This is a genomic window from Streptomyces sp. MH60 (genome assembly GCF_002939385.1).
In the GTDB taxonomy this organism is placed as follows: domain Bacteria; phylum Actinomycetota; class Actinomycetes; order Streptomycetales; family Streptomycetaceae; genus Streptomyces.
The window spans coordinates 329,123-346,624 of record NZ_MULI01000001.1 but is presented as its reverse complement, the minus strand read 5'-3'; the positions used below and the strand labels follow the sequence as shown (position 1 = coordinate 346,624).

At 68.7% G+C, this 17,502-nt stretch carries 16 protein-coding genes and 1 pseudogene; 10 read left to right on the top strand and 7 right to left on the bottom strand.

The window, feature by feature from the left end; translation table 11 throughout:
• Window positions 1-59 precede the first annotated feature (59 nt).
• The 4 genes from BZZ08_RS01625 to BZZ08_RS01610 form a co-directional block, all read right to left on the bottom strand.
• Window positions 60-905 carry a carbohydrate ABC transporter permease gene (locus tag BZZ08_RS01625; RefSeq protein WP_104630282.1) on the bottom strand — a complete coding sequence of 282 codons (846 nt, stop codon included), beginning with the start codon at window positions 903-905 and terminating at the stop codon, window positions 60-62.
• The gene (locus tag BZZ08_RS01620; protein ID WP_104630281.1) at window positions 902-1,885 is read right to left on the bottom strand and encodes a carbohydrate ABC transporter permease; all 984 of its coding nucleotides are present in this window, start codon (window positions 1,883-1,885) and stop codon (window positions 902-904) included. Before BZZ08_RS01620 ends, BZZ08_RS01625 begins: the two co-directional genes overlap by 4 nt.
• Before the next feature lie 20 nt (window positions 1,886-1,905).
• A complete protein-coding gene (locus BZZ08_RS01615) occupies window positions 1,906-3,147 on the bottom strand; it encodes a sugar ABC transporter substrate-binding protein (RefSeq protein ID WP_104630280.1) in 1,242 nt (413 codons plus the stop codon).
• 134 nt (window positions 3,148-3,281) lie between these two features.
• On the bottom strand, window positions 3,282-4,334 hold the full coding sequence (locus BZZ08_RS01610) for a LacI family DNA-binding transcriptional regulator (RefSeq protein ID WP_104630279.1): 1,053 nt from the start codon (window positions 4,332-4,334) through the stop codon (window positions 3,282-3,284).
• A 435-nt stretch (window positions 4,335-4,769) separates the two neighbouring features.
• Between BZZ08_RS01610 and BZZ08_RS01605 the strand changes: the two genes are divergently transcribed.
• The 8 genes from BZZ08_RS01605 (at window position 4,770) to BZZ08_RS01565 (ending at window position 14,094) form a co-directional block, all read left to right on the top strand.
• Entirely contained in the window at window positions 4,770-7,436 is a 2,667-nt protein-coding gene (locus tag BZZ08_RS01605; RefSeq protein WP_104630278.1) for a cellulosome protein, read from the top strand.
• A 448-nt stretch (window positions 7,437-7,884) separates the two neighbouring features.
• Window positions 7,885-8,088: a cold-shock protein gene (locus BZZ08_RS01600; RefSeq protein WP_014145516.1), complete on the top strand. Its 204-nt coding sequence runs from the start codon at window positions 7,885-7,887 to the stop codon at window positions 8,086-8,088.
• A 353-nt stretch (window positions 8,089-8,441) separates the two neighbouring features.
• Complete coding sequence (locus tag BZZ08_RS01595) at window positions 8,442-9,938, top strand: DEAD/DEAH box helicase (RefSeq protein WP_104630277.1); 1,497 nt, start codon at window positions 8,442-8,444, stop codon at window positions 9,936-9,938.
• Window positions 9,939-9,984: 46 nt separating this feature from the next.
• Window positions 9,985-10,380, top strand: coding sequence for a CBS domain-containing protein (locus tag BZZ08_RS01590; protein WP_446750221.1), 396 nt, complete (start codon window positions 9,985-9,987; stop codon window positions 10,378-10,380).
• A 49-nt stretch (window positions 10,381-10,429) separates the two neighbouring features.
• Window positions 10,430-10,738 carry an SCO5918 family protein gene (locus tag BZZ08_RS01585; protein ID WP_104630275.1) on the top strand — a complete coding sequence of 103 codons (309 nt, stop codon included), beginning with the start codon at window positions 10,430-10,432 and terminating at the stop codon, window positions 10,736-10,738.
• An 855-nt stretch (window positions 10,739-11,593) separates the two neighbouring features.
• Window positions 11,594-11,914 (top strand): MerR family transcriptional regulator, encoded by a 321-nt coding sequence (locus BZZ08_RS01580; RefSeq protein ID WP_104630274.1) that lies wholly within the window; start codon window positions 11,594-11,596, stop codon window positions 11,912-11,914.
• A 220-nt stretch (window positions 11,915-12,134) separates the two neighbouring features.
• Window positions 12,135-13,193: a glucose 1-dehydrogenase gene (locus BZZ08_RS01575; RefSeq protein ID WP_104630273.1), complete on the top strand. Its 1,059-nt coding sequence runs from the start codon at window positions 12,135-12,137 to the stop codon at window positions 13,191-13,193.
• 541 nt (window positions 13,194-13,734) lie between these two features.
• A complete protein-coding gene (locus BZZ08_RS01565; RefSeq protein ID WP_241965315.1) occupies window positions 13,735-14,094 on the top strand; it encodes a hypothetical protein in 360 nt (119 codons plus the stop codon).
• A gap of 80 nt (window positions 14,095-14,174) precedes the next feature.
• On the opposite strand, the gene BZZ08_RS01560 is transcribed toward BZZ08_RS01565, so the two are convergent.
• Window positions 14,175-14,936 carry a maleylpyruvate isomerase family mycothiol-dependent enzyme gene (locus BZZ08_RS01560; protein WP_104630271.1) on the bottom strand — a complete coding sequence of 254 codons (762 nt, stop codon included), beginning with the start codon at window positions 14,934-14,936 and terminating at the stop codon, window positions 14,175-14,177.
• 161 nt (window positions 14,937-15,097) lie between these two features.
• Window positions 15,098-15,973 (bottom strand): LysR family transcriptional regulator, encoded by an 876-nt coding sequence (locus BZZ08_RS01555; RefSeq protein ID WP_198601214.1) that lies wholly within the window; start codon window positions 15,971-15,973, stop codon window positions 15,098-15,100.
• A gap of 74 nt (window positions 15,974-16,047) precedes the next feature.
• Here BZZ08_RS01555 and BZZ08_RS01550 point away from each other — a divergent pair, with 74 nt between their 5' ends.
• Both BZZ08_RS01550 and BZZ08_RS01545 read left to right on the top strand, forming a co-directional pair.
• Window positions 16,048-16,575 carry a pyridoxamine 5'-phosphate oxidase family protein gene (locus BZZ08_RS01550; protein ID WP_104630372.1) on the top strand — a complete coding sequence of 176 codons (528 nt, stop codon included), beginning with the start codon at window positions 16,048-16,050 and terminating at the stop codon, window positions 16,573-16,575.
• Window positions 16,576-16,584: 9 nt separating this feature from the next.
• Window positions 16,585-17,142 (top strand): dihydrofolate reductase family protein, encoded by a 558-nt coding sequence (locus BZZ08_RS01545; RefSeq protein ID WP_104630269.1) that lies wholly within the window; start codon window positions 16,585-16,587, stop codon window positions 17,140-17,142.
• Window positions 17,143-17,322: 180 nt separating this feature from the next.
• On the opposite strand, the pseudogene BZZ08_RS39995 reads toward BZZ08_RS01545, so the two are convergent.
• Window positions 17,323-17,456, bottom strand: a pseudogene (locus BZZ08_RS39995) (IS982 family transposase); the annotation flags it as partial.
• Between the last annotated feature and the right edge of the window lie 46 nt (window positions 17,457-17,502).

Sequence of the window (17,502 nt, the reverse complement as noted above, 5' to 3'; positions counted from 1 at the left end):
CCGTCCGGCAAAGGGACGGTGGAGCCGTGACGAGGAGGAGGGACGGGCTGCCGGGGACGTCAGTCCTTGACGGCTCCTGCGGTGACGCCGGCCGCGACGTACCGCTGTGCCAGGACGAGGATGACGGCGGCCGGCAGTGAGGCCACGACGGCGGTGGCCATGATGGCGTTCCATTCCTGGTTGTTGTTGCCGATGTAGTGGTAGATGCCGAGGGTGATGGGCTCGTGGGCGCCGCCGTTGACGAGGGTGCCGGCGAAGACGAAGTCGGACCAGGACCAGAGGAAGGCGAACAGGGACACCGTGACGACGGAGTTGCGGCTCATCGGCAGGACGACGGACCAGAAGGTGCGCAGGGCTCCGGCGCCGTCCATGGTGGCGGCCTGGATCAGCTCGCCCGGGATGCCGGACATGAACGCCGTGAAGATGAGCACGGCGAAGGGGACGGCCAGGGTGGAGTCCGCGAGGACCAGGCCGGGGACGGACTGGAGCAGGCCGAGGTTGAGGTAGATCGCGTAGAAGCCCATCGCCATGATGATGCCGGGGATCATCTGGGCGGCCAGCAGGACGAAGTTGAGGATGCCGCCGCCGCGGGGGCGGAGCTTGGCCAGCGCGTATCCGGCGGGTGCGGCCAGGGCCACGGTCAGGACGACGGTACCCAGGCCGATGACGAGGCTGGTGGCGAGGTAGGGCAGCTGTTCGTCGAGGACCCTGCGGTAGCCGTCGAGTGTGCCCCGCACGGGAAACAGGCCGGGCGGGCTCTTGCGCATGTCCTCGTCCCGGGTGAAGGAGACGTTGAGCATCCAGTAGACCGGGAAGAGCATGACCGCCGTGAGCAGGGTGCCCGTGGCCGTCTTCCACCAGTGGCTCCGGCTCCCGCGCGGGCGGAGTGTGGTCGCGGTAGTCATGAGGCGTGCTGCTTTCGCTGGACCTTCAGGTAGATCAGACCGAACACCAGGGCGGCGACGACGAGGAGGTTTCCGACCGCCGCCCCTGGTCCGAAGGCGGGCAGGGCGTTGCCGAATCCGAGCTGGTAGGACCAGGTGGCGAAGGTGGTGGACGCATCCGCCGGCCCGCCCTTGGTCATGATCCAGATGATGTCGAAGACCTTGAGCGTGTAGACCAGGCCGAGGAGCAGCGTGATGGCGGACACCGGTCGCAGCAGGGGAAAGGTGATGCGCCGGAAGCGCTGCCAGGCGTTCGCCCCGTCGAGGGCGGCCGCCTCGTAGAGCGAATCCGGGATCGACTGGAGCCCGCTGTAGAGGACGACGAGGTTGAACGGCACGCCGATCCAGATGTTGGCGATGATCACCGAGGTGAGTGACCACGAGGGCGAGGTGAGCCAGTTCACCGGGTTGATGCCGACGGCGTGCAGGACGGCGTTGACGATGCCGGAGTCGCTGTTGAGCATCCACGACCAGGTGGAGGCCGACACGATGAGCGGCAGCAGCCACGGCACCAGGAACAGGGCACGCAAGGTCGCCGACAGGGGGAAGTGCTGCTTGAAGAAGATCGCGAGGGCCAGTCCGAAGGCGTACTGGAAGAACAGGCACGCGACGGTGAACACCGCGGTGTGCAGCAGGGCCGGCGTGAAGGCCGGATCGTCGAAGACGGTGAGGTAGTTCTCCAGGCCGGTGAACGGCGCGTTGCCCTGGACGAAGGAACGGACCGTGTAGTTGCGCAGGCTCAGGTCGATGTTGCGGTACAGCGGGTAGGCGTAGAACAGGACGAGGTAGAGCGTCACCGGGGCGAGGAAGGCCCAGGCGGCCCACTGCTGGGAGGTCGGACGACGCCGTGTTCGCGCGGAAGCCGGTGGCGGGGTGACGCCGGCCGCCCCCTTCCGGACGCGCGCGGGCCGGTGGTCCGGCAACTGGGTCGTGTGAGTCATCTGCTGACCGGGTTTCGTGGCTACTTGACGGCGGACTGGGCCTTGGCCAGCGCGTCCTTCGGTGACTGCGCACCGCTGAGGGCGGACTGCACGGCCTTCCACAACTGCTCGGAGATCCGCGGGTACTTCGTGCCCAGGTCGTCACTGGTGCGTCCCTTGGCGGCCTTCACCGCGTCGACCCAGGGCTTCAGCTCGGCGTTCGCCGCGACCTGCTTGTCCCGCACTTCGCCCGTCGGTGCCACGTACGACAGGGTCGCGTCGGTGGTGTTGAGGTTCTCGGCGCTGGTCAGGCAGGAGACCAGCTTCCGTGACGTGGCGTAGCGGCCGGTGTCGCCCTGGGCGGGGACGGTGACGAACTCGCCGCCCGTCGGGGCCGCGGCGTTGCCTCCCGCGGCCGCGGGGATGGGCAGGACGCCGTAGTCGAAGCCGGCCTTCTGGGCGTTGGCGAGCTGCCAGGTGCCGTTCTCCGCGAAGGCGTAGTCGCCGCTCGCGAACTCCTGCCAGCTGGTCGTCTGGGTGTTGTTGATGACCGAGTTGGGCGCGTACCCCTTCTCCAGCCAGTCCTTCCACAGGGACAGCGCGTCGGCCGCCTGCTCGGAGTCGAGTTCGGTCAGTTTCGCCCCGGAGCCCCAGAACCACGGCAGGAACTGGAAGCTGCCCTCTTCGGTGCCGATGGCCGAGAAGGTGATGCCCTTCTTCCCGGCTGCCTCGACCTTCTCGAGGGCCGTCGTCAGCGACTTCCAGTCCTTGACCGAGGTGATGTCCACGCCTGTCTTCCGCAGCACGTCCTTGTTGTAGTACAGGGCAAGGGTGTTGGCGCCGATCGGCGTGCCGTACGTCTTGCCGCCCGACTGGCCGGCGGCGAGCAGGTTGGCGTCGGCCTTGGAGGTGTCCAGCTTGTTCTCGTCGGTCGTGGTGAGCACGCCGGCTTCGGCCAGGGTCGACACCACCGGGTTGTCGACGATGAGGACGTCCGCGGAGTTGTCCTGCTGCGCCGCCAGCAGCGCCTTGTTGGAGAGGTCGCTCGTGTCGAAGGCCGTCCGCTTGATCTTCACGCCGGCCTTGGTGCCGCAGGCATCCAGCAGCTTCGCCCACGCCGACCCCTTGCCGAACTGCGGGTAGGGGTCCCAGACGGTGTACGTTCCGCTGTCGCCCTTGGCGCTCGTGCTGCCCGAGCCGGAGGAGCAGGCGGTGCCGGTGACGGCGACGACGGTCGACAAGGCCACTGCCGCGGTGAGGCGACGCCTGGGGATTCTGCGCATTGCGGGTTCCTTAGTTCTTGGCACAGGTGTGCTCGGGACGCCGTGCGGGCGTGCGAGGGCATGCCCGCACGGCCGGAGGTGAACGCTGCGGGGCGCTGCGGGAGGAGGAGGTGGTCCGTGAGCGGGGTCGTTCGTCAGGACCGCGGAGAGAGGCCGGCCGGGGTGTCGGCCGGGACCGCTCCGGTTGCGGGTCCGGTGCTGGAGCGCAGGGAGATCGGTGGCACAAGGAGGTGGTGCCGTGGTGCCGCGCCGGGATGGTCGAGGCGTTCCATGAGGAGTTCGACGGCGCGCCGGCCCATCTCCTCCGCCGGCACGTCCGCCGCGGTGAGCTGCGGCGTCACCGTCTCCGCCCATCGGCCGGCCACCACCCCGGTGACCGAGAAGTCGCGCGGCACATGGCGACCCGCCCGGGCGAGGCCCCGGTAGATGCCTCCGAGAGCTGCCTCGTTGAGGGTGACCAGGGCCGTGGTGGCCGGGTCGTCGTGCAGGATGCGCTCCAGGCACGCCTGACCGGATGCCGCGTCGTCCCCGCAGCAGTACGTCCGCACGGTGAGCCCGCGCTCGGCGGCGGCCTTGGTGAACCCTTCCAGCCCTCGGTGCGCGGACTCGTATCCGGTGCGCAGCAGTTGTTCCGGCCGGTTGACGAAGGCGATCGTGCGGTGGCCCAGGTCCGCGAGATGATGGACGCACGCCTCCGCCAGCCTGGTGTGGTCCAGGCCGACCCACCAGCCCTCCTCCGGATGCGCCGTACGACCGATGGCGACGCAGGGGAAGTCCAACTCGACCATGTGATCGACGCGGTCGTCCTCCAGCCTGATCTCCATCAGGATGGCACCGTCCACCCGCCGCTCCCCCAGCAGGCGCTGGAACGAGCGGTCGCTGTCCACGCCGCTCGGTGACATCAGCACGTCGTAGTCGTGCGCCGCGGCGGCCTCCACCACGCTGCCGATGAAGTCCAGCTGCATCCCGGTGTAGTGATTGCCGGCCGGCGGGAACACCAGGCCGATCGTGCTGGTACGGCCGTTGGCCAGGGCCCGGGCACTCGCGTTGGGCCGGTACCCCAGCTCGTCGATGACCCGCTGGATCTTCCGACGGGTCTCTTCGGACACGGCGCGCTTGCCACTGAGCGCGTAGGACACGGTGCTCCGGGAGACACCGGCCCGCTTGGCGATTTCACCGATGTTCACGGCAACTCCTCTGTCGAACCGATTCGAACGGAAGAGGTGAGCGCACCCACCGATCGTCCGAAGGTCTGGGGCTGGACGGTGATCACGACCGGCTGTCGAACCGGTTCGCTGAAGGGAAAGTAGGGAGCGCATCCATCGCTGTCAATGCTTCACGCAGAACGTCTCGTAGTTTCCAAGGCCCTTTGACCGCCGCATAGTTCCCTCTGTCAGAGGCATTGCCGACGGGTCGAGCCGGTGCTAGCTTCCCCCGAACCGGTTCGAAGCCCGTGCGCCCCCACCGTGCCGCGCCGAGCGGACGTCACTCCCGACACACCCCTGGCCCCCCTTCCGGGCCACAGGCTCGCCTTCTCGCGGGCCGCCGGCATGTCGAACCGATTCGCCTTTCCCTCCACCCAGCACGCGGACCTCCTGGAGACCTCAGTGCGAAGAAGAAGAATGACGGAAGCCGGTACCGCGGCGGTGGCGGTCCTGGCCGCCCTGCTCGCCGGCCCCGCGACCGGGTCGGCCCGGGCGGCGGCACCGGAGCAGCTCGTCATCGACCTCGCCACCGACACCGGCGCCTTCCACGGCGGGGCCTCCGGCTCCCTCTACGGCGTCTACGGCGACGGCGTGCCGAGCCGCAACCTCATCGAGGGCATGCGTCTGCGCACGGTGTCCACGAAGGCGCAGGACGGTCCGCAGCATCCGGGAGCCGACGCGCTGGAGATACTGCCGCCCTTCGTGGAGTCGGGCGGCAAGGACGTCTACATCTACATGACGGACATCTACCGAGGCTTCCCCTACCAGTGGCCGGGCGTCGACGGTCCCGCGCGGCTCGCGGACTTCAAGGAGAAGATCAAGAAGCAGGTCCGCCAGGTCATGACCATGGGCGACTACAAGGACCACGTCGTCTACGTCCCCTTCAACGAACCCGAGGGGAACATGTTCGGCACGGGCGACTGGAGCTACGACAAGGTCTCCTGGCTGGACGACCCCCGGCAGTTCTTCGCCGCGTGGAAGAACGTCCATCACCTGATCAAGAGCCTCGACCCGGACGCGCGGATCGCGGGCCCCAACACCTCCCAGCTCTTCGGCCAGGTCAAGGGCTTCCTCCAGTACGCGAAGGACAACGACGTCGTGCCGGACGTGATGACCTGGCACGAGCTGTCCTCACCCGCCGCGGTCCGCACCAGTGTGGCCAGGTACCGGGGGTGGGAGAAGGAGGTCGGGGTCGACCCGCTGCCGATCAACGTCAACGAGTACGGCCACAACTACCACCTGTCGGTGCCCGGCCAGGTCGTCCAGTGGGTCTCCGCCATCGAGGAGTCGAAGATCGACGCCGACCTGGCGTACTGGAACATCGACGGCAATCTCAACGACTCGGCCGTGGAGGCCAACAAGGGCAACGGCCAGTGGTGGCTGTTCAACGCCTACGGCCAGATGTCCGGGCACACGGTGCAGGTGACCGCCCCGCGTCCCAACGTGCAGTACACCCTCCAGGGCGTGGCCACGCTCGACGAGGGCAAGAAGCAGTCGCGGGCCCTCTTCGGAGGCAAGAGCGGCGACGCGGACGTCGTCTTCCGCAACATCGACCCCGGGCTGTTCGGCACGACCGTGCGCGCCACCGTGCAGGAGATCCCCTGGACCGGACAGGTCGGCGACTCCGCGCAGCCGCTGCGGCTGGCCGACCAGAAGGTGCGGGTCGGGGCCGACGGCACGGTGACCCTGCCGATGCGGGACATGAACGAGATGTCGGCGTACCAGGTCATCCTCTCCCCGGGCGGCAGCGGCGGCGCGCCGGCCGCGCCCTCGGTGGGCTGGCGCAAGACGTACGAGGCGGAGAACGCCGCCTACACCGGCGCGGGCTACTCCAGGAACGGCCCGGAGGGCACCCCGTCGAACGTCGGCAAGTTCGCCACGTCCGGCGCCTACAACGTGGGCGGGCTGCGCACCGGGTCCGACGGCGTCCTCGCCTTCGACGTCGAGGTCCCGCAGGACGGCACGTACGACCTGAGCGTCTTCGCCAACTCGTTCAACCAGTACGACCTGGTGAAGGAGCAGGGCCCGACCAACGTCTTCCTGCGCGTCGACGGCAAGGACCCGCAGGAGCTGCGGCTGCCGCTGGGCTACAAGTGGGTGGTGTGGGGGCACACCGACACGGCGGTGAGGCTGACCGCCGGCAAGCACCGGATCACCCTCGCCGCACAGGACCCCGAGCTCGGCGTCACCCGGGGCGACGCGATCATCGACAAGATCGACCTCGGTCTGCGCGACGGCAACGTCACCCAGCCGTCCGTCTACGAAGCCGAGTACGCCGCGCTCGACGGCACCCGACCCGTCTACACCCGCTCCGGCGCCTCCGGCCCCGGCACGGTCCCCCTGCCCGACGGTGCCTCCACGACCTTCTGGGTCCACTCCCCCACCGACGGCGAATCCACCGTCTCCGTCGACCATCTGGGCGGCGGGTCGGCGAGCCTGGCTCTGAACGGTGAGAAGCTCCCCGGGCATCCGGTCGGGGGCGCCAGGAAGGGCACGGACACGGTCAAGCTGTTCCTCTCCGGCGGCATCAACAAGATCACCCTGACCGGTGTGTCGGGCGGGCTGAGCCTCGACCGGCTGCGGGTCATACCGTCGCGGGGAACCCTCAAGCCGACCGTCCACCAGGCCGAGGACGGCTCCCTCACCGGTGCCGCCAAGCCGACCGCCGCCTACAGCTTCGCGGCGAACGGCACGGCCGTCACAGACATCGGCGCCGGAAAGGCCAATGCCCTCGGCATCGACGTGACCGCAGCCAAGGCCGGACGGCACGCCCTGACCATCCGCTACTCCAACGCCGAACAGGCACCCGCCACTCACTACAACCCCGACCCGGTCGCCCGCCACGCCGACCTCTCCGTCAACGGCGGACCGGCCCGCCGTGTCCTGTTCCCGACGACCTTCCACTTCAACAACTTCTGGGAACTGACCGTCCCGGTCACCCTCGACAAGGGCAGGAACCGCCTGACCTTCACGGCGGAAGAGCTGCCGGACTTCGACGGCGACACCTACAACCAGTACGACCAGCGGTCCCCGTACGCACCGGTGATCGACCAGATCGCCGTCACACCACTGGCCGCCGGGTAACGCCCTCCCCACAGCGGCCGAGGCGAGGCACAGACGTCCCACGGTGCCTCGCCTCGGCTTCATTCGCGGGCGCGGTGGCCGGCCGGCTCGACGTATGACGAGCTTTACGAGCGCCAACGGCACGCACGCCCTGGGCCGGCTGGTATGACGTCGCGCGAGTATGTCAATATCTGCGTCCGCGAGCTGAGATTTCAGCGGAACAGTCAGGCAGATTCTTTGCCGGAATGAGCAGAGAGAGATTCTCCGCCACACGTTGACCGCTGCGGCGTGCTACTGTCAGTCTCAGTTGCAGTTGTGGTTCCCGAAAATTCAAGTGCTCTCCGGTCGGACGTTGTTCCGCTGGAAACGCTTGTGCATATCCGGTCTTTTTCCGGATGGGGTGATCATCGCGGCGACTCGGCGTCCGCACGGTGCGGGCTCCGACGCACTGCCCCAAGGGAGAAACGACATGGCTGCTGGTACCGTGAAGTGGTTCAACGCGGAAAAGGGCTTCGGCTTCATCGAGCAGGACGGTGGCGGCGCTGACGTGTTCGCCCACTACTCGAACATCGCCGCCCAGGGCTTCCGCGAACTGCTGGAGGGCCAGAAGGTGACCTTCGACATCGCGCAGGGCCAGAAGGGCCCGACGGCCGAGAACATCGTTCTCGCCTGACGCCGCACATCGCGTACTTGTAGCTGGGGCCCGCATCCCTCGGGGTGCGGGCCCCAGCTACAAGCGTTTCCCGCAGTGATTTCACCTGTGGCAGACAAGCAGGAAATCCGTAGGCTTGCCGCACACGGATCGTTCTTCAGGGGGGCAGTCGCACCCCTTCACAGCCACAGCGCAGTGGACGCTTCGAGTCTTGAGCCCACGCGCCGCGCTACTTGTTTCGGCGCTTGCGAATCTGACGACGGATAAATCCGTGCAATCGCAAGCCGTCACCCCACCGGCCCTTTCTTGCAATTCTCCGTGCCGCTCCTAGTGCGGGAATTCCTTGATATGTGCCGTATCGAGGAAGGTTCCGCATGAACCGCACACGCACGAACGACCGCTACGCCCGCAGCCGTAATGGCAGTGTCGACTCCGGAAAGGGTGGCAGCCGCTTCGGCTCGTCGGCCGCGCGCCGGCCGGCCGGTCCGAACCGCTCAGGCGGTTACGGCCGTCGGCCCGCCGCCATCCAGGGGGAGTTCGCTCCCCCTCGGACGATCACCCCCGCGCTGCCCGCCGTGGAGGGCTTCGCCGATCTCGACATGCCCGGTGAGCTGCTGGCCGCGCTCGGCTCGGCCGGCGTCACCGTACCGTTCCCGATCCAGGCCGCGACCCTGCCGAACTCCCTCGCCGGCCGCGACGTCCTCGGCCGCGGACGCACCGGTTCCGGCAAGACGCTCGCCTTCGGCCTGGCCCTGCTCGCCCGTACGGCCGGGCAGCGCGCCGAGCCCCGGCAGCCGCTGGGGCTGATCCTCGTACCGACGCGTGAACTGGCACAGCAGGTCACCGACGCTCTCACCCCGTACGCCCGCGCCGTGAAGCTGCGGCTGGCCACCGTCGTGGGCGGCATGTCGATCGGCAGGCAGGCGCACGCGCTGCGCGGTGGAGCCGAGGTCGTCGTCGCCACTCCGGGACGTCTCAAGGATCTCATCGACCGCGGCGAATGCCGGTTGAACCAGGTCTCCATCACCGTCCTCGACGAGGCCGACCAGATGGCCGACATGGGCTTCATGCCGCAGGTCACCGCCCTGCTCGACCAGGTCCGCCCCGAGGGCCAGCGCATGCTGTTCTCCGCCACCCTCGACCGCAACGTCGACCTGCTCGTGCGCCGCTACCTCACCGATCCGGTCGTGCACTCCGTCGACCCCTCGGCCGGCGCCGTCACGACGATGGAGCACCACGTACTCCACGTCCACGCCGCCGACAAGCACGCGGCCACCACCGAGATCGCCGCACGCGACGGCCGCGTGATCATGTTCCTCGACACCAAGCACGCCGTCGACAGGCTGACCCAGGACCTGCTCAGCAGCGGAGTGCGGGCCGCCGCCCTGCACGGCGGCAAGTCCCAGCCGCAGCGCACCCGCACCCTGGCGCAGTTCAAGACCGGACACGTCACCGTGCTGGTGGCGACCAACGTCGCGGCCCGCGGCATCCACGTCGACAACCTCGACCTCGTCGTCAACGTCGACCCGCCGACCGACCACAAGGACTACCTCCACCGCGGCGGCCGCACGGCCCGCGCCGGTGAGTCCGGCAGCGTCGTCACGCTCGTCACACCGAGCCAGCGACGCGGCATGGTCCGCCTCATGTCGGACGCGGGGATCCTGCCGCAGACGACCCAGGTCCGCGCGGGCGACGAAGCCCTCAGCCGGATCACCGGAGCCCAGACCCCGACCGGTATCCCGGTCGTCATCACCGCACCGGTGGCCGAACGCCCCAAGAAGCGTGGTGCCACCTCCCGCGGTCGGCGCCGCCCCACCTCGGCTCCCCGGCGTTCCCCCGCATCGCAGTCCCCCGCAGGTGCGGCCGCGTAGAGCAGTCGTGGTCAGGAATTCGTCCCGTCTTCCCAGGAGGCACCCTTTGGCAATGGTCCAGTTGCAGACTCGCTCCGTGAGCGCTCGCGCCGCGCACAGCCCGGTGGCCGACGCCACGGACGCGACCGCGCCGCACCTCTGGTACGACATGACCGTCGAGGTGGCACTGTCCGTCATGGCCGCCGCGCGTGCGGAGCAGCTGGTCGTCTGCGATGAGGACGGCCGGTGCGTCGGCCTGGTCACCCGGACCCGGCTGACCGCCGTGAGGAACGGCTCCGGATACACCGACCGGATCCGTCTGGGTGACAGCGACGGCAGCGAGCCGCTCGTCTCACCATTGGCCACGAGGGCCGAAGCCGGGGACGTCATGTCCTTCCGGCGGCTCGTGCCCGTGGTCGGCGAACACGGCAGCGTCCCGGGCGTCCTCGCGCTCTCCCACTGAACCGCCGGACGGTGGTCGGCCCCGTTTCCTCTCCTGCCTGTGAGGCATCATGCGCTGTGTCATTGCCCGCTTCCCGTTCGACCTGACCAAGAGCGACGTGCTGGAATCGATGAAGGGCATCAAGCCCGAACCGGTCACCGGCGAGTCCGTGATCATCGGACGACGCCACTACCCCGTCAAGCAGGTCGGCCAGGTCATCACCCGTCAGGACCGCCGCGATTTCAGCGCCGGCGAGGTCCTGAGGGCCATGGCCCTGCTCGGCTTCACCTGCCGCACCCGGCCCGAGACCGCATCCGCCCCCATCGGCAGTCCGTTGCAGCGGGCTTCCACGATGCTCGGCGCCCCCTTGTCCTTCTGACCGACGCGACAGGCGCGCGCTGACACACCAGAACAGCAGTGAGGGCCCGACCGGCGCGCGCCGGTCGGGCCCTCACTGCGTGGCCGCACTCTCCGCCCGGCGCGCGAGGGGGACGACGGGGCAGGGGCGTCGGACGGCGTACCCCACCGCTCCCGCGCTGGAGAAAGGGGTGCAGGTTCCGGCGGACGGCTCAGCCACCTGACCTGGTCCGCTCGTGGTGATCGGCGAAGGTTCGGGCCGCCTGGCCACGGGCCGCGCAGCGGTGCGGCATGGGTGGTCTCCATCTCGCTCATGCGCAAAGCGCTCTGCCTGGCCGGTTGCCCCCTTCCAGGCACAGGGGAGACACAGTTCCAGGCCCTGCAGATGGAGTAAATCTGTCGTGACCGCTGTAGACATTGCTGTCGACAGAGGCTAGTGTTCTCGTCGTAGCCCAGAAGTCGATGGGCACGGCAGAGACGAACTGCCGTGCAAGGAAGCCGAAGGAGCGGCACGGCAGCGGAGTGGCGGAGCCGGAAATGGTGGGTTCCTCTACTGGCTGCCGGGCCGAGCGATCCCAGGGGTCGCACAGCAGTACCGCGCAACCGCAGTAAAGACGGATCAACCGAAACAGGTAAGGAGCCGAACGCCATCAGGATCGCCCGGGCCGGGGTAAGACCGCCCGGGTACCGCAGGCCCCGGATTGGAAGGTGGTCCCCGGTCACGCATCCGCGATCCCCGCAGCCCCGCCCTCCCAGGCGGATCGCAGCGGACAAAGAAGGTCGGCTGATGTCAGTCGGCAGATGGTGTTGAAAGCTCGGGGCCCGGGCGCCGTACGGCGCCCGGGCCCCTCGACGCATCCCCCGGAAGAAGAGGTCTATGCCCCCTCGCAGTACCCGCCCCGCCGTCCCTCTCGATGACGACGACTACCCCGCCTACACCATGGGCCGGGCCGCCGACATGCTCGGCACCACCCCCGCCTTCCTCCGCGCCCTCGGCGAGCACCGCCTCATCACCCCCCTGCGCTCCGAAGGGGGCCACCGCCGCTACTCCCGCTACCAACTGCGCATCGCCGCCCGCGCGCGCGAACTCGTCGATGCCGGTACCGCCATAGAAGCCGCCTGCCGGATCATCGTCCTCGAAGACCAGCTCGAGGAGGCCCAGCGCATCAACGAGCAACTGCGCACCCAAACCCACTGAACGCCTCATCCCTGTGCGTCGCCCGCACGGGGAGCGCCGGCGATTCCCGGAGTAACCGGGACGTGTCCGTCCGTTGAATGGGTGGCCGGACGTATAGCGGACCGAAACCCGGGGACTCACAGAAGCGGAACGAGACTATTCGCCCGGCTGAGGTCGTACAGGCGCAGCATGGCGAGCCGCCGTTGTGGCTGCTAGGCGCCACGGTCTTTGGAGGGCGCTCATGCGCGCAGTAGCCGTTCACCCCCTGACTGCTGGTTCCCTGGAGGTACGTGACGTTCCTGATCCCGTTCCCCACCAGGGCGAACTGTTGGTGGGCGGCCTGGCGGTGGGCGTCTGCGGCACGGACAAGGAGATCGTGGCCGGCGAGTACGGGTGGGCACCACCTGGCCACGACCGGCTGGTCCTGGGCCATGAATCACTGGGCCGAGTGCGCACCGCGCCGCCGAACAGCGAGTTCCAGGCCGGTGACCTGGTAGTGGGCGTCGTGCGCCGCCCCGATCCGGTGCCCTGCGGGGCGTGCGCGCGCGGGGAGTTCGACATGTGCCGCAACGGCCGCTACACCGAGCGGGGCATCAAGGAGCACGACGGCTACGCGAGCCAGCTCTGGACCGTGGAAAGTGATTACGCCGTCAAACTGGATCCCGCCCTGGAGCCCGTCGGGATGCTGCTCGAGCCCACCACCGTGGTGGCCAAGGCATGGGAGCAGATCGAGCGAGTCGGCAGCCGTGCCTGGTTCGAGCCCCGACGGGTCCTGGTGACCGGCGCCGGGCCGATCGGCCTGCTGGCTGCGCTGCTGGGCGTGCAGCGCGGACTGGACGTTCACGTTCTGGACCGGGTCACCGCCGGCCCCAAGCCTGCCTTGGTGAAGGACTTGGGCGCGACCTACCACTCCGAAGACATCGACCAGGTCACCTCGCAGGTCGTTCCCGACGTGGTCATCGAGGCCACCGGGGTGGGCCAACTCGTCTTTGACGCCATGGCAGGTACGGCCACCTACGGGATCGTCTGCCTGACCGGTGTTTCTGCCAAGGGGCGGCGGCTCTCGGTCGATGCCGGGACCATCAACCGAGAGCTCGTGCTGGAGAACGACGCCGTGGTGGGCTCCGTGAACGCCAACCTGCGCCACTACCGGCAAGCAGCGGACGCCCTCGCAAAGGCGGACCGCGGCTGGCTGGAGCGGATGATCACCAGGCGGGTGCCGCTGGAGCGCGCCGCGGAGGCATTCACCGCCCAAGACGGCGACATCAAAGTGATCATCACTCTGGACGAGGGCTGCTGAACCACGCGGATTCCGCTCAGTTCGTGCACGAGCGACTTGACGGGAGCCTTGAGGAACCGCCACTGCTCCCTCAAGGCGCCAGAGCCAGTGGGTGGATGTGTCGTGGGTCAGGGTTCGATGACTAGGCCTTCGATGAGGCCCTCGCGGAGGGTGAAGCGGTAGTGCAGGCCCACCACCCCGCCTGGGTAGTTGCCCGCTGGGTGGTGGGTGGCGACGTAATGGCCCGTGTCGACCTTCAGTGCGCCGGTGAGTTCCGAATCCGGGAGCGACGGAGTTGACACGGACGCCTCGCGGGGCGACCGGGCGGAGCCCGAGGCTCGCATCCGGTGGCGCGCAAGTGCGTGCACCGCGTGGCCGCACGTCGACGGAGACGGGGACTCCCCTGGCCGTGGCCTGCCTGCCTGCCTGCCGTAATCTCAACCGGTGGGTTTCTTCGAACGATTGACCGGAACCAGGTACCCCGCCAACGGGGTCGCACCGCTCGCCGTCGCCGAGGTCAAGAACGCACTGCTCTCGGTGAACGGGCCGGGTGTGCCCTACCGTGTGCGGCCGGCCGGCCGGCCCTGCGGAGAAGGCCGACCTGGTGGCCGACTGGCGGTTGTCGCGCCGCTCGTTCGGTGAACAGGTCGACCAGCGTCTGACGATCAGGATGCGCCTGGACCCGGAACGGCACGAGGTGCGGGTACTGCAGGAGCAGCGCACGAGTACAAAGGGGAGGTCGTCCATGTCGCGCGAGTACGGACGAGGTGGCGGGTTCTCGGTGGCGTGGACGTACGAGCGGGGGCCCGACGGCCGCCGCCGCAGAGTCAAGACATGGGACACACGCGAACTGAGCAACGTCCTGCGGCAGTCGGTCCTCGACGCGGGATGGTCTTGGCGCCCCAGACGGTTCCGGCTCTAGCCGTCTCGTTCTTCCGCCACAGGCGGCTCCCTGCGCCTTTCGGGCACACCGGCGACATGGGCCGCTGGCGTATTGACTGGCTACTCCTCGGGCTCCCAGGCAATCAGCTGTTCGAACACCTTCTGGTCGCCCTCGATCGTCAGGTCGCTCAGCGTAAGGCGGCCCCAGACGAAGAGGAGCAGCTGCTCGGCCGTGCCCGTGGCCGAAGCGGAGGCGGGCGCGGCGTCGTCCGTGAGGGGTGCGGGCCAGGCGCCGGTGCCGTCCAGCGTGAGGAGCCAGGAGCGTCCCTCGGTGGCGTGGTAGTGGATGGTTGCGGCCTCGTGCGGCCAGGCCGCCGGGGTGGAGTTGCAGGTGTCGAGAAACTCGGCGACGCCGTCGATCGCGACGTCCGTCGGCATCGGCTGTACGGCGTCTGCGGCGAGTTGGGCGTCGTAGGTGTGCACCAGCACCTCGTGCACCCGGCGCCGGGCAACGCCCCAGGCATTCGCCGGCGACACGCCGGCGCTCCACCACGCCCAGCACTCGCGCTCCGGGCCGGCCTCGCGCAGCGCACTCAGCAGCAGCTCGTTCGACTCGGTGTACCAGGCCAGCAGCGCCCCGAGTTCGCGCGGTGCCTCCGCGGCATCCTTGGCCGGCGGAGCCTCGGCCGGGCCCGCGGCGACGATCGCGGCCCACCAGCGCTGGCCCGTACCCAGGTGTTGCACCAGATCGAACAACGTCCACTCGGGGCAGGACGGGACCGGCGCGTCAAGGCTGGGCGCGGCGGCAACCGCACTCCGGAACGCGGCCGACCGCTCCTCGATCAGTTGCAGCAGGGCGGAATACTCAAGGCTCTTCGTCACACGGCTTAGCTATCACCCCAACTCAACCGGCCGCACCCTATTTTCTGAAGCGGGCCGCAACATGCGCATTGCCGAAGGATCGATCCTCGCGGGCCTGCAAGCACAGCCGGTCGTTGCTGAACGTACTTCCCATGAGGCGTGCACGAATCCTGCGTCGATCGCTAGGAGGAACCGCGTCCGTTGGCGGCGTGATGGAGGAAGGCGGATGCGAGAGCGGTCAGGCCGCCAGTGCGCCAGACGACGGCGTAGTCGAAGGTGGGACCGTCGGCGATCGGTAGGCAGGTGAGGCCGGGGCGTGGGTAGAGGTGTTCGGTTTGGGCGCCGACGATGGCCACGCCGTGGCCGGAGGCGACGTAGGCGAGCATCTCCTGGAAACCGGGCAGCCGGGTGATCGTGGGCGTCGGCCGGGCGAGTGGCAGGTGGTGCTCGATCCAGTAGTCGGGAAGATTCTGGGCGAACAGGAAGGTTTCCCGTGTCAGGTCCTCGGGGGTCACTTGGTCGCGTCGGGCCAGACGGTGGTCGGTGGGGACCGCGAGCAGCGCGGCTTCGGACAGCAGCACAGGCCCGACTGTGAGATCCGGTTCGGCAACGGGCAGCGGCAGGATCGACAGGTCGACTTCGGTGCGGCGCAGTGGCCCGTGGAGGTCGTCCAGTGCGGTCTCGCGGATGGTGACCCGGCAGCCCGGCGTAGTGGCGTGGAAGGCGTCGACCAACGGCAGGATCCGGCGGGCGACGGCGGCGGACATGTAGCCGAGGTGGAGCTCGCCTGTGGTGCCGTGGCCGGTGGCCATCGCTCGCGCGATCGCCGTCTGGACCTGTGCGTAGGCCGGGCCGAGCTCGTCCAGCAGCTGCCGGCCGAGCGGGGTCAGCTCCACCCGGCGCGTGCTTCTGGTGAACAGTTGCGCCCCGAACCGGCGCTCGAGCTTCTTGATCGTCTGGCTGACCGAGGCAGGCGCGACCCGCAGCCGCTCTGCGGTACGGGCGAAATGCAGTTCCTGAGCCAGAGCCAGGAACACCTCGATGTCCTGCCGTTCCATCCCCTCATTGTTCACCCTGGCTGAACGATTGTTGGCAGATCCGCCGTTGGTGGCGAGGTCGCCGGCGTTCCAGGATGACCCTGATGTCACAACGGACCGGAGGACTGACGATGTGGGAAACGGTACCGCGGCTGCTGGCTCAGCATCGCTACCTCGTCCTCGGCACCGCGGACGGCGAGGGCCGGCCATGGGCCAGCCCGGTGTTCTTCGCCGCCGACGGGCCACACCGGATTCTGTGGGTGTCCTCGCCCGACAGCCGGCATTCACGGAATATCGCAGCACGTCCGGAGGTGGCGATCACCGTCTTCGACACGGCCGCACCCGTCGGCGGGGCGGAAGCGGTCTACCTGGAGGCAACAGCGGGACCGGCTCCCGACGACGCCCGGGCCGCGGACCTCGCCTCGCTCAACACCCGTCTGCCGACCGGTCACCAGCTAGTGCCGAAGGACCTGGGACCGGCTGGGCCGTTGCTGGTCTACCAGGCCACGGTCCCCAGGCATTTCGTACTCATCCGTGGAGGGGATGCCCGTTTCGACAACGTCACCGATGCCCGGCTCGTGGTGTTTCCACCCGACCCCGAGCACAGCACCCACACCACCTGAAGGAGACCCGTGGCACAGCTCATCTACTCGATGATCACCTCGCTCGACGGCTACGCCGAGGCGGCGGACGGAAACCTGGGCACTGGGGCGGAGGATCCGGAGGTGCACACCTTCATCAACGACGTCTTCCGTCCCGTCGGCACGTACCTATACGGCCGGCGGATGTACGAGACGATGGTCTTCTGGGAGACCGCGCACACCGAGGCCGACCTGCCGCCGCACATCCTGCAATACGCCCGCGACTGGCAGGCCGCGGAGAAGGTCGTGTACTCCACGACGTTGGAGTCGGTGTCCAGCGCGAAGACCAGGATCGAGCGGACCTTCGACCCGGATGCGGTGCGCGAGCTCAAGGCCGAGGCCGATCACGACCTGACCGTGGACGGTCCGAACCTCGCGGCCCAGGCGATCGCGGCCGGCCTGGTGGACGAGTACCACCTGTTCATCACCACGAGCGTGGTCGGCGGCGGCAAGCGGTTCTTTCCCGACGGCGTGCGCCTCGAACTCGAACTGGTCGAGGAACGTGCCTTCGACAGCGGACTGATCTACGCGCGCTACCGGCCCCGCTGAGCCGCGCCGATTGCTGACATTGCACCGGCCCCGGCGGCGGCGTTGATCCCCCCGGGCGGCCGAGACCACTGCTGTCGACCCCGACCGGGACGGCGCGCTGTCGAGCTTCTGGTGGGCGGCGTCCAGCAGGCGGCTGCCTACTGGGCTTTCCGTGGAGTTGTCGTGTCGAGCGAGGGCCGGTTCGGCATCGCTCAGGCGGGGCCCCATGCCGACCGGCGCGGGCCACGGCGCCAGGTCGGGCGCTCCTTCGGCGTGTCGTCGGTCGTCGCGTAGAGTGCCGTCGCGAGGGTGTCCGCGTCGTTCGTCGAAACGATCTTGGGTGCCCTCGTTCTCGTCTCCGCAGGCACCCCTTGGACCACA